Origin of the sequence: Nocardia cerradoensis NBRC 101014 (genome assembly GCF_000308535.1) — a bacterium.
Lineage (GTDB): Bacteria > Actinomycetota > Actinomycetes > Mycobacteriales > Mycobacteriaceae > Nocardia > Nocardia cerradoensis.
The window spans coordinates 1-429 of the sequence record NZ_BAFW01000275.1; the positions used below are offsets into that span (position 1 = coordinate 1).

The 429-nt window shown below is 61.3% G+C and carries 1 protein-coding gene; it reads left to right on the forward strand.

From position 1 onward, the window contains the following. Window positions 1–429: condensation domain-containing protein (locus tag ON23_RS27925; RefSeq protein WP_039781869.1), on the forward strand; the 429-nt coding region annotated here is incomplete at both ends.

Below are 429 nucleotides of genomic sequence, written 5' to 3' on the forward strand. Positions count from 1 at the left end.
GGTCCGCACGCGCAGCCTCGAAGCATTCGAACACCAGCACGTGCCCTTCGAGGTACTGGTCGAACGACTCAACCCAGCCCGATCACTGACACATCACCCGCTGATCCAGGTTCTGCTGGCCTGGCAGAACTTCGCCGGAAACACCGACCCCGCAACCGGTCTGGTGCTGGAAGACCTCGATGTCACCTCACTCCCACTGGACACCCACAGCGCCCGCATGGACATCGCCTTCTCCCTCGGAGAACGCTTCACCGACACCGGCCAACCCGCCGGACTCACCGGCGCAGTCGAATACCGCACCGACATCTTCGACACCACCACCATCAACACACTCATCCACCGGTTGCAACGAATACTGGTGGCGATAACGACAGATCCCGAACAACCGCTGTCATCGGTGGACCTGCTCGACGAATCCGAACACACCCG